At 75.0% G+C, this 2,269-nt stretch carries 2 protein-coding genes; one reads left to right on the top strand and one right to left on the bottom strand.

What is annotated here, in order from left to right; genetic code table 11:
- Nucleotides 1-762, bottom strand: a 762-nt coding sequence (locus ABZ914_RS50365; RefSeq protein ID WP_500201672.1) for a condensation domain-containing protein, incomplete at its 3' end; no start/stop codon positions are given.
- 140 nt (nucleotides 763-902) lie between these two features.
- Here ABZ914_RS50365 and ABZ914_RS50360 point away from each other — a divergent pair.
- Nucleotides 903-2,216 carry a salicylate synthase gene (locus tag ABZ914_RS50360; protein WP_500201671.1) on the top strand — a complete coding sequence of 438 codons (1,314 nt, stop codon included), beginning with the start codon at nucleotides 903-905 and terminating at the stop codon, nucleotides 2,214-2,216.
- Nucleotides 2,217-2,269: the final 53 nt, after the last annotated feature.

The following is a 2,269-nucleotide window of genomic DNA, read 5'->3' as shown; positions in this document are numbered from 1 at the left end:
CGCGGCGGCGGTGCGCGGCCGGTCGGCGGGCAGGTCGAGCGGCGCGGGCGGCGGGTCGAGCCGGGCGCGCCAGTACGCCAGGTCGTCCTCGGCGAGGGGCCGCTTCTGCTCCCAGTCGGCGAAGTCGGCGTACTGCACGTCCAGCGCGGGGAGGCCGTCCGGCTCGCCGGTCACGGCCGCGCGGTACAGGGCCGACAGGTCGCGCGAGATCGAGCCCCACGTCATGCCGTCCCAGGCGATGTGGTGGACGACCAGGACCAGCGCGTGCTCGTCCGGGCCGGTGCGCAGCAGCTCCAGCCGGACGGGCCGTTCCGCGCGCAGGTCGAACGGGGTCGCCGCGAGTTCCGCGGCGCGCGCGTCGGGGTCGGCGCGGTCGAGCGGGGCGAGGTCGAGCGCGTCGTCGCCGGTGACGATCTGGACGGCGGTCTCGCCGGGCCCGTCGGCGTAGACGGTGCGCAGGACGGCGTGGCGCCGGATGAGGCCGCGCAGCGCCTCGCGGAGCGCGGCGGTGTCGAGCGGCCCGGACATCCGCACGAGCAGGCACACGTTGTAGGCGGGGCTCGCCGGGAAGGCGCGGTGGTGCAGCCACATGCTCTGCTGCGCGTAGGACAGGGGGGCGGGGCCGCCGGCCGCGCGGGGGGCGGGGCGTCCGGCGTCGGGTCCGCGCCCGTCCGCCGGGAGGCCGGCCTCCGCCATCATCCGCCGCATCAGTTCGCGCCGCAGTCGAGCACCTTGCGCCGTCGTCGTCGTCCGCTCCTGCACGCCTCAGCTCTTTCGTCGTCGGCTTGATCAGCGAAAGTTAGGTTAGCCTTGCCTATGAAAATCGCACAAGGTTAGCCTTACCTAAGTTCGGCTCGAATCACGACAAGCCGGACTTTGCCACCCAAAGGGAGCCCACTGCCTTGTCCCCCGGTCTGCGCACTGACGAGAAGCCCACGGAACGGGTGGTCGAGGCCGCCCGCGCACCGCTCGACCTGATGACCCGGCTGGCCGGATCCGGCCTCTTCACCGACCACGTCGTCTACGAGCGGCCCGGCCGGTGGACGTTCGCCGGCGGCGTCCTCGGCGAGGTCGTCCTCGACGCCGGCGCCGTGCACGCCCGATGGCCGGACCGGGAGCCGGTGACGGCGCCCTCCTATGGCGGCCGGCCGGCCGACGCGCTGCGCGAGGCGTTCGCCGCCGCGCCGCTCTCGGCCTGGAACGCCTACGGATGGATCGCCTTCGAGTTCGCCTCGGCGAGCCCGTCCGGGCGCCTCGCGCATCTCGTCGTCCCGCGCGTCGAGGTCACGGTCGAGGACGGCGAGGCACGCGTGGCCGGCACCGACCCCCGCGAGGTCGAACGCGACGCGGACCTGCTGGCGGCGGACGGCCCGGCCCGCACCGCGGAGCCGTCGCCGGTGGACGTGCGGCAGGGCGGCGACGCCTACCGCGCGCGCGTCGCCCGCGCCGTCGGCGACATCGCCGCGGGCCGGTACCAGAAGGTCATCGTGTCCCGGCGGCTGGACGTCCCGTACCCGGTCGACGTCGCCGCCACCTACGCCCGTGGCCGGGCCGCCAACACCCCCGCGCGGTCGTTCCTGCTCGACCTCGGCGGGTTCCAGGCCACCGGGTTCAGCCCCGAGGTCCTCGCGAGCGTGGACGAGGACGGGCGCGTCATGACGCAGCCGCTCGCCGGCACCCGCGCGTTCGGGTTCGGCGGCGACGCCGACGCGCGGACCCGCCGCGAGCTGGAGACCGACCCGAAGGAGATCTTCGAGCACGCCGTGTCGGTCCGGACGTCACAGGAGGAGCTGTACCGGGTGTGCGATCCGGACTCCGTCCACGTCACCGGGTTCATGACGGTGAAGGAGCGCGGCAGCGTCCAGCACCTCGGCTCCAGCGTCGGCGGCGTCCTCGCGCCCGGCCGCACCTGCTGGGACGCGCTGGACGCGCTGTTCCCCGGCGTGACGGCCTCCGGTATCCCGAAGGCCGACGCGATCGAGGCGATCGGCGGGCTGGAGGAGCGCCGCGGCCTGTACGCGGGCGCGGTCGTCGCCGTGTCGCACACCGGCGCGCTCGACTCGGCGCTCGTCCTGCGCGCGCTCTACAACCAGGACGGGCGGGCCTGGCTGCGCGCAGGCGCCGGCATCGTCAGCGGCTCGACGCCCGACCGCGAGTACGAGGAGACCTGCGAGAAGCTGTCGAGCATCTCCCCGTACGTCGTCCCTCGCGCCTGACCGGCCCGCATGCGGCGCGCCGTCCTCGCGGAGTTCACCGCGCGGACGGCGCG

The sequence above is a fragment of the Spirillospora sp. NPDC046719 genome, from assembly GCF_040645715.1.
Taxonomy (GTDB): domain Bacteria; phylum Actinomycetota; class Actinomycetes; order Streptosporangiales; family Streptosporangiaceae; genus Spirillospora.
The sequence above is the reverse complement of the archived record's forward strand: the minus strand, read 5'-3'. Positions and strand labels throughout refer to the sequence as shown.